Below are 962 nucleotides of genomic sequence, written 5' to 3'. Positions count from 1 at the left end.
GCGGGTACGTCGGAACCGGGGTCGCGACCACGAACCTGGCCGGGCGCACGCTGACCGAGCTGATCCTCGCGCGCGTCGCCGGGAACGCCCCGGGCGGTGCGGCCGGTGCTGCGGCCGGTGCCGGGGCCGCGCTGAGTGAGCTGCCCTGGGTCAACCATCGGGTGCGGAACTGGGAGCCCGAGCCGCTGCGCTGGCTTGCGGTGACCGGGTTGTATCGCGCGTACGGGATCGCGGACCGCGCAGAGCACGGCGGCCGCCGCACGACGACCTCGCCGCTCGCGACGATCGCCGATCGCGTCTCGGGCCGAGGCCACTGAACCGATTCGACGGAGTTCTTGGGTGTCGAACACGTGGGAGCGCGGTCGCGGCGGATGCCCTGGGTCGGGCCGGCCGCGGATGTGGTCTACTCGAGGCATGAACGTTCCGCCGGCGCCCCGTGCGCCCGATGCTTCCGCCGAAACTTCCGCCGAGACCCTCGTGGCCGCATACCGGGTCGCGCTGGCCGCGGCCGACGCGGCCGCGGTGAGCGTGCGTGCGGCGCGCCCCGAAGACCTGGCCGCGGTCGTCGCGCTCTTCGAGCGCACCTGGGGTGCCGGACGCAGCCCGGACGCCTCCCTCCTGCGCGCCCTCGACCACGCCGGTAACACGGTGCTCGTCGCCACGAGCGACGCCGATGCCGCACCCGCGTTCGTCGGGGCCGCACTCGGCTTCCTCGGCTGGACGGGCGGCATCCACCTGCACTCGCACATGACGGCCGTCGCCCCCGGGCTGCGCGGCGGCGGGGTCGGCTACGCGCTCAAGCTCTTCCAGCGCGCGGTCTCCCTCGAGCACGGCGTCGACGAGATGCGCTGGACCTTCGACCCGCTGATCCGCCGCAACGCGCACTTCAACCTCGTGAAACTCGGGGCAGAGGTGACCGACTTCCACCCGGACTTCTACGGGCGACTCGACGACGCGATCAG

General features: G+C 73.4%; 2 pseudogenes. Both read left to right on the top strand.

Features of this window, described 5'->3' with window-relative positions:
• Positions 1-317 (top strand): annotated as a pseudogene (locus QN357_RS19075) (hypothetical protein); the annotation flags it as partial.
• Between the two features lie 97 nt (positions 318-414).
• A pseudogene (locus tag QN357_RS19070) lies at positions 415-962 on the top strand (hypothetical protein); the annotation flags it as partial.

It is taken from the genome of Cryobacterium sp. RTC2.1 (assembly GCF_035018685.1).
GTDB classification, from domain to species: Bacteria; Actinomycetota; Actinomycetes; order Actinomycetales; family Microbacteriaceae; genus Cryobacterium; species Cryobacterium glucosi.
The sequence above is the reverse complement of the archived record's forward strand: the minus strand, read 5'-3'. Positions and strand labels throughout refer to the sequence as shown.